This window comes from Halochromatium sp., assembly GCF_054919635.1.
The window spans coordinates 1-5,078 of record NZ_JBUDPI010000277.1; the positions used below are offsets into that span (position 1 = coordinate 1).

Here is a 5,078-nt window from a genome sequence, read left to right on the forward strand (position 1 = left end):
CGGATTCACGGCGTCCCCCGAGCGGCGCCACCCGACCGCGGCGCCCGGGCAGCCACTCGGGTATTCGCAAGTATCGTCATCATTGCCGCCGTCCCAACAAGCGCTAACCCCTCCCCTGCAGCTCGCGGATCGGTATTGCAGATCGCTTTCACTGCACCACCACTCAGGCACAGCGCCGGGGCAGCCACTCAAGAGCCTGCAAGAAACCACAGCATCACCGCCAGATCGCAAACAACTGAATCGTGTTAAGCGTCGCCGACCGCTATCTCCTCTCTGAGACGACCAAGGTCTTCTCGGCCATCATCCTGATCCTACTCATGATCATGGCCAGCCTCCTTATGCTTCGCACGCTCGAAGACGTCAATCTCGGCGCGCTCAGCAGCAATGCCGTCTTGCGTTACCTCGGCCTGCAGATTCTCCGTGACACCGCGAGCCTACTGCCGCCTGCCTTCTTTATTGCGGTCCTGGTTACCCTCGGTCGACTTGCCCGCGACAGCGAGCTGATCGCCTTCGGCGCCTGTGGCTTTGGGCCGATACGACTCTATCGCGCGTTGTTGATCTTCGCCCTCCCGCTCTCTGTGATCACCGGCTGGTTCGCGCTGATTGGTCAGCCGTACGCTTCATTGCAGCTACAGATCATCGAAGATGCGAGGACCGAGCGTTCCACCCAAGTCGCCGGTCTTCGTGCTGGACGCTTCTATCAACAAGACGATGGCAACATCACCTTCTATGCCGCAGGCATCGATGACAAGAATCGCTTCCAAGGGGTCTTTATTCAGGATCGGCGCGCAGAGAAACCGCGCCTAGTCCTCAGCGAGCTCGGCCTCTATCAGCGTGATGCGAGCACCGGCGAGCAGGTCATCATGCTTGAGCAAGGACGACGCTATGACGGGCGGCCGGGTACAGCGGATTACGATCTCGCTGAATTCGATCGCTACATGTATTATCTCGAGCCAGAGGCTGAGCTCGAGGTGGAGCGACGCCGGCGTGCGGCGTTGCCGACCCGCGAGCTCATTGGCTCTGATTCCCTCCTCGACCGCGCTGAGCTCGGACATCGTCTCTCGGCGCCCATTGCGATCTTTGTGCTGGCGCTGCTGGCAATCCCGCTCACGACCTTATCACCAAGGCAGCGCGGAACCGGTCGGCTCCTGCTCGCCCTCCTGGCCTATTTCGCGTTCTTCAATCTGCAGCGTCTTGCCGAGAATTGGTTTGAGACAGGCGTCACTCCAACCTGGATGGGGATGCTCTGGTATCAGGCCGCCATCTTGCTCCTGGTCTATCTCAGTCTCATGCCCGAGTCATTCTGGCTGCGACAGATTCGGCATCGTCTTGGTAGCTAGTCCGAGCAGAGAGCCCGGGTGCCAGTTGGCAGTGAGGCCTGGTGCTGAGTGGCTGTTGGGGATACCCGGTACCGGGCAATGCGCTCACGCAGCGCTCGCTCGGAAAGCTGTCCAGGACGACGCGTTCGCCGCTCCAATGCTGCTGGCCGCGGTATCGATGATGAGTTCAAGACCGCTCGCTCAGCTTCGGCGATCTGGCGCACGATGCGCAATAGACCGGGTCCCGAAGGTCGAATCTGAGCGCTCCGAGGGTCTTGGTTAGCACGAGCGCGATCAGTGTTGGTGAGGCATGCACTCTGGTGGACTCCAGCGGCGACACTCGCGGGGAATGCGACGCTTAGCATTGCAACTGCCAACAGAGCTCCCCGCAAGCTGCGGGCTGCGATCATGGTGAGGGTCATCGTGCATCTCCTGTTCCGGCTCGACCGGTGGCGGCCTTCGGGGGTAAGGATAGGGTGTTGTCGAGATTTGCCTGAACAAAACTTGGTCGTTCTCCAGAGTGACACCATGTCCTCTACCTAGAGCGGGTGGCGCCCTGTCTACACTCGCTTAACCACATCGATCATCTGGCTAGACAGCATCGACCTTGTCAGAGATTGACCAAGCTTTGAACTGAAGTTAGGCGTTAAATCTGCTGATGTCAATGTCAATTTCACGTTTATATATAGACAAAATGTGTTCAAGAGGGCAATGGTCTTGACAGAACCCGAGTATCCGTCCGTCGCGCAAACCTATCGCATCGGCGCAGTGGCGCGTCTTACTGGCATCCCGCCCGATACCTTGCGCGTCTGGGAGCGGCGTTACGCAGTGGTTGAGCCGGTTCGGTCTGAGGCAGGGACTCGTCTCTACTCAGCTGAAGACGTCGGGCGCCTGACCCTGATCAAGCGTCTCGTCGACAACGGCGATGCGATCAGTCACGTCGCCCGGCTGCCGCTGCCCCAGTTGCAAGAGCGCTCGCGCGGGTTGAATCTTGTGCCGGCTCCCGACGCCGAGCGCCCTCCCTGTCGAGTCGCTGTGTTGGGGCCAACCCTGCCGACCCTGCTGGCCCCACAGGGCGAGCGCATTGCCGCTTTAGACGAGGGGGTCGAGCTCGTCGGGGTGTTCGAGGATGAGCATCGCTTCCGGCATGCCCTGAGCGATCTCAAGATCGACCTCCTTGTGCTCGAGCGTCCAACGATTCAGCTTGATCGGATCGCCCAAATCACCGATCTTCTTGCCGAGTCCGGCGCCGCACAGGGGTTGGTGGTCTACGGCTTTGCACCAAGGGCTGCGATCGATCGGCTCGAGGCTCAACGCGTCGTCGCCAAGCGTGCACCTGTTGATGCGGCTGAGCTGTCGCGCTGGTGCGTCGCCCTGCATGGGCGCGAGCAATCGCCTTCATCGCAGGCATTTCTTGACGGGGTTGACCTGGCATCGCCGATCCCGCGCCGGCTCTATGACAATGCCAGCCTGGCCCGAATCGCAATGGCTTCGCCAACAGTGCGGTGTGAATGCCCGCACCACCTGGTGCAGCTGGTCTCGAGCCTGGTCGCGTTCGAGCAGTATAGCCGCGAATGTGAGAACCGTAACGCCGACGACGCGGCGCTACATGCGTTTCTGCATGCGGCAACCGCCCGCGCCCGGGCAACCATGGAGGCAGCACTGGCCCGTGTGGTCGAGGCTGAGGGGATCGATGTCTGATCCTGGCCCTGTGCTGCTACACTTGGTCTTCGAATGATCGCCGTGGCTCTCACTTCCTGATGATTTCGCTCCTCGATTACGGCGCTGGCAATGTACGTAGCCTGCGCAATGCCATCGCTCGGCTCGGCTTCGAGCTGACTGATATCCGCCGGCCGGCCGACATCCTCGCAGCCGAATATCTCCTCTTTCCTGGTGTTGGTGCCTTCGGGGCGGCCATGCAGCGTCTCAATGCACTTGGCTATACGGAGCCGCTGAGAGAGTACTTGGCTGCGGATCGGCCCTTTCTCGGGATCTGTATCGGGCTGCAAAGCCTGTTTGAGGGGAGTGAGGAGTCTCCCGGCATCCCTGGACTAGGTGTGATCCCGGGCCAAGTCCGTCGATTCCCAGATAGCCGCCTCGCGGTGCCGCACATGGGGTGGAATGGCGTGCGATTGCAGCGCGACAGCGCCTTGCTCTCGGGCCTCGATCATCAGCGCTTCTATTTCGTGCATTCCTACCATGCCGAGGCAAGCCGAGAGAATGCCGATTGGGTTCTGGCAGAGACCGATTATGGCGACGCGTTTATCAGTGCCGTCCAGCGCGGCCGGATCGCGGCCTTACAATTTCATCCTGAGAAGAGCGGCGCGGCCGGACTCGAGGTGCTGCGCCGCTTCCTCAGCGGTGCGATCGAGCAGGGCGTCAACGCTGATCTCGACGAGGGTCAGGCGCTGACGCGAGCGCCGACCCAGATTGCCAAGCGGGTCATCGCCTGCCTCGACGTGCGCAGTAACGATGCGGGTGATCTGGTCGTCACCAAGGGCGATCAGTACGACGTGCGGGAGTCTGGAGGGGCGGTGCGTAACCTCGGCAAACCGGTCGAGCTGGCTCGCCGCTACTACGAAGAAGGCGCCGACGAGATCACCTTCCTCAACATCACCGCGTTTCGCGATTTTCCGCTTGCGGATCAGCCGATGCTTGAGGTCTTGCGGCGGACCTCGGAGAACGTCTTTGTGCCCTTGACAATCGGCGGTGGCATCAGGGCCTTCACTGATGCCAATGGCCATGCCTATAGCGCGCTCGATGTTGCGGGTGAGTATTTCCGCTCTGGTGCGGACAAGATCTCGATCGGATCGGACGCGGTGGCAACGGTCGAGGCCGTTCGCGCACGCGGGGCAGGCGACGGTGGCAGCGCGATCGAAGAGATCGCGCGCGTCTACGGCACCCAAGCCGTGGTGATCTCGGTCGATCCTCGGCGGGTCTATGTGCAGTCACCCGATGAGACTCAGCGGACGGTGATCGAGACCGCGATCCCAGGGCCGCACGGCGAGCGGTTCTGTTGGTTTCAGTGCACCGTCAAAGGCGGTCGCGAGGGCCGCGATGTCGATGCGGTGGAGCTCGCGCGGGTCTGCGAGCAGCTCGGTGCCGGAGAGATCCTGCTCAACTCGATCGACCGTGACGGCACCGGCAGCGGCTTCGACTTGGAGCTGATCGAGGCCGTGCGCTCGGCCGTGAGCATCCCGGTGATTGCCTCGAGCGGTGCTGGTCGGCCGCAGCATTTCTCGGAGGTGTTCGAGCGTACCGGGGTCGAGGCGGCGCTTGCGGCGGGCATCTTCCATCGCCGCGAGGTGCCGATTGCATCGGTCAAGGCGCAGATGGGTGCTGATGGCATTCCGGTTAGAGACTAGTCGCGCGCGCCATCGGTGGGGGCAGCTCACTGGACTCTTTGGCCTCTGTCTGCTGCTGCTCGTTGGCTGCGCGGGTCTGCCTTCGGGTCGAGAGCCCTTGCCCGAGGGGATTGATGCCGATGAGCTGCTCAGCGAGATAGCCGCCTGTCATCTGCTGCGGGTGGTTCAGAACGGCGATCGCTCCGCAACCGATGCCGTGGTGATCGCGGCGCTCGAGCGCTACGGCTTCGAGGTCGAGCAGATGATCGGGCGAGCCAATTATCTGGCCCGGATTGCGGCCGCTCGACCATCTCAGCGCGATCAAATGATCGAGCTTGCGCGCAGCGCCTGCCGGCATCTGGCTCAGCTCACTGGCGCTGCCTCCGGGCTGGTGCGGTTCGATGACGAAGGCGAC

The 5,078-nt window shown here is 62.0% G+C and carries 3 protein-coding genes and 1 pseudogene; all 4 read left to right on the forward strand.

From position 1 onward, the window contains the following. The first annotated feature begins 242 nt into the window (after window positions 1–242). Window positions 243–1,340 carry an LPS export ABC transporter permease LptF gene (gene lptF, locus ACY693_RS14690; RefSeq protein WP_462322563.1) on the forward strand — a complete coding sequence of 366 codons (1,098 nt, stop codon included), beginning with the start codon at window positions 243–245 and terminating at the stop codon, window positions 1,338–1,340. A 696-nt stretch (window positions 1,341–2,036) separates the two neighbouring features. Continuing rightward, window positions 2,037–3,020: a MerR family transcriptional regulator gene (locus ACY693_RS14695; protein ID WP_462322564.1), complete on the forward strand. Its 984-nt coding sequence runs from the start codon at window positions 2,037–2,039 to the stop codon at window positions 3,018–3,020. Window positions 3,021–3,079: 59 nt separating this feature from the next. Then, window positions 3,080–4,684, forward strand: a complete 1,605-nt coding sequence (hisF, locus tag ACY693_RS14700) for an imidazole glycerol phosphate synthase subunit HisF (RefSeq protein WP_462322565.1) — start codon at window positions 3,080–3,082, stop codon at window positions 4,682–4,684. Further along, window positions 4,662–5,078, forward strand: a pseudogene (locus tag ACY693_RS14705) (hypothetical protein); the annotation flags it as partial. The gene hisF and the pseudogene ACY693_RS14705, both read left to right, overlap by 23 nt.